At 58.8% G+C, this 2,274-nt stretch carries 2 protein-coding genes; both read left to right on the top strand.

Annotation, left to right across the window (positions count from 1 at the left end; translation table 11 throughout):
* A partial coding sequence (locus RMO15_RS17550) for an ABC transporter ATP-binding protein (protein ID WP_309714785.1) occupies positions 1-540 on the top strand: 540 nt, incomplete at its 5' end.
* A gap of 6 nt (positions 541-546) precedes the next feature.
* Positions 547-2,115, top strand: a complete 1,569-nt coding sequence (locus RMO15_RS17545; protein ID WP_309714783.1) for an ABC transporter permease subunit — start codon at positions 547-549, stop codon at positions 2,113-2,115.
* Positions 2,116-2,274: the final 159 nt, after the last annotated feature.

The following is a 2,274-nucleotide window of genomic DNA, read 5'->3' as shown; positions in this document are numbered from 1 at the left end:
GAGTCGCTCTCCCGTGGCATGAAGCAGCGGCTCTGCCTGGCGCGTACGCTTGTGCACAACCCAAAAGTGCTGCTTTTAGACGAGCCCGCTTCTGGCCTTGATCCTCGGGCGCGTATCGAGATCAAAGAGTTGCTCAAAGAGCTGCGCAACATGGGCAAGACGATCATCGTCAGCTCGCACATTCTGCCAGAGCTGGCGGACTTCTGCACCTCCGTGGGCATTATCGAGCGCGGCGAGATGATCATCGCCGGGCCGATTGAGAAGATCATGAAAGAGGTGCTCGGCGGGCGTGTGCTGGAGCTACGCGTCCCCGAAGCAGACCGAACACAGGCGATGGCGGTCTTACGCTCCGTGGAGCACGTCCGCGATGTGGCGCTGGTGAGCGAGACAATCCGCGTGGACTACAATGGCACGCTCGACGATCAATCCGAAGTGCTGCTGGCACTGATCCAAAACGGCGTCCGTGTCCAGACCTTCGCCGAGCAAGATACCGACCTGGAAGATATTTTCCTCCGTGTGACCAAGGGGCTGGTGGCATAAATGACAATGAACTGGGAAAACCCGATTCTTACCAAAGAGCTGCGCACGCGAATGCGTGGGGCGAAGGCATTCTGGATCTTACTTCTCTACCTCGGGCTGCTCTCCATAATTCTTGGTGGGACGTACTTAAGCTGGCTGACCAGCCAGGAGCGACAGGGAGCCTACACCACCCAGACCTACGACATGGGCCGGATGTTCTACGGTGTGATCTTCGCCGTGCAGGCCGCTCTGGTGGGGCTTATCACGCCCGCACTCACCGCTGGAGCCCTATCCATCGAGCGGGAGCAGCGCACCTTTGAAGCGCTCGCTGTGAGCCCACTCTCTCGCCGCAGCATTGTCTTGGGCAAGCTGACCTCCGCCGTGGGCTTTGTAGGACTACTCTTGCTCTCGTCGCTGCCGCTCGTGGCGCTTTGCTTCCTGCTGGGTGGCGTCTCGCCTCAGGAAGTGTGCGCGGCCTATGTCTTGCTCATGGCCTCGGCGTTTCTCTATGGCGCAACGGGCATGGCCTACTCGTCGTTTGCCAAGAACACCACGACATCGACGGTGCTGACCTACGGCACGATCCTGCTCTTCTTCGTGGGCACCTTCCCACTGGCGAGTGGTATTGACTTCAGCTCCGCGAGCCTGAGTAGCTACGCCAAGCCGTTTTTGCTCTCGGTGAACCCGGTGGGCGCGATGCTGGCTGGCAACCTTACCGAGACTTATTTCGGTCTCGCCATCCCAAGCTGGCTAGTCGGTCTCACGATCAACGGTCTGCTGGGGACAATTCTCACTATCGTCGCCCTGCACCGCATCGAGTACCCCCGCACCGACCGCTCGCCACTCCTGCGTGGCCTGACCGCGCTCTTTATCGGGCTGGTCTCTCTAGCGATCTACGGCAGCGAGCAGTACCAGTACAGCTGGCTTCCTGCTCTCCTGATGCCCATTCTGACCGTACTCCTCATCCCGATCTTCGTCTCCGGCGAGGGCTTGCCAAAAGGCTCGCTCACACAAGCACTGCGCCGCATCAAAGAAGGCAACCCTGTCTCAGGAGTTTTCTATGTCTTGGGACTGACGGTTCTTGTTGCGCTGATTCATGCGGGTGCTCAGCAGCTCCGATTGCAGCACGATGTGCAAACAGCGCAAGTGCAAACACTGCAACAAAATATTAGTGCTGACTACGCACGCTGGCAACTAGATATTTTTAAAGGGAGTCTCACGGCCACTACGATCAGTATTGCGAGTCTCTTTGGCTTTGGCTCGCTCACGCTGCTGCTCTCCCAGAAGCTCAAGAACCGCTGGGGCGCGATGGCGCTCTCGTTTGCGATCCTGGCTGTGGTGAACTTCCTACCCTTTGCCGCCGAGGTGAATACCTACAACGAGAAGCACACGGTCTTTATCAACACACTCTATCTCTCGCCCGTTGCGAGCGTTGCTGGAACCGCAAATAACTATGGCGGGCTACTGTCCGCGGATGGTAGCGCACTGGTCTGGGGAACGTCGGCGATGCCTTGGATCAATATCGCTTTTACCAGCCTGCTCGGGCTGATCTCACTGCGGCTCCTGAAGCGAGCGCGAAAAGGCGGCACGGCGTAACGCACAACAAAAAAGGCCGGGCGAAAGTCGCCCGGCCTTTTTTTCGCGAATTACCAATCCGCCCACTGAAAGTGGGCGTCTGGGTAGCCTTCGGCTGCAAAGCCCGTTCCGGGCTGGGGAAACGAACTCTCCAGCCCGGAACGGGCTTCGCGGCACGCA

It is taken from the genome of Armatimonas sp. (assembly GCF_031410135.1).
Taxonomy (GTDB): domain Bacteria; phylum Armatimonadota; class Armatimonadia; order Armatimonadales; family Armatimonadaceae; genus Armatimonas.
The sequence above is the reverse complement of the archived record's forward strand: the minus strand, read 5'-3'. Positions and strand labels throughout refer to the sequence as shown.

Excerpts from the sequence above, each read along its gene's own strand:
- RMO15_RS17545 (WP_309714783.1), top strand. The coding sequence starts at position 547 with ATGAACTGGGAAAACCCGATTCTTACCAAAGAGCTGCGCACGCGAATG.